Raw genomic sequence first — 214 nt, forward strand, 5'->3', positions numbered from 1 at the left:
GGGTGCGCAGCCACCGCACGATCAACGTGAAGATCCCCGCCGGCGTCGCGACCGGCAACCGGGTACACCTGGTCTCACAGGGCGAGGTGGGTCCTGGCGGTGGTCCCGCCGGCGACCTGTATGTCGAGCTCTCGGTCACCCCGCACGAGGTGTTCAAGCGCGAGGGGGACAACCTCGAGGTGGTCGTGAAGGTGCCAATGACCGCCGCAGCGCT

The 214-nt window shown here is 68.7% G+C and carries 1 protein-coding gene; it reads left to right on the top strand.

Features of this window, described 5'->3' with window-relative positions:
- Nucleotides 1–214, top strand: a 214-nt coding sequence (locus BN358_RS11095; protein WP_040582752.1) for a DnaJ C-terminal domain-containing protein, incomplete at both ends; no start/stop codon positions are given.

It is taken from the genome of Sedimentibacter sp. B4 (assembly GCF_000309315.1).
Taxonomy (GTDB): Bacteria; Bacillota; Clostridia; order Tissierellales; family Sedimentibacteraceae; genus Sedimentibacter; species Sedimentibacter saalensis.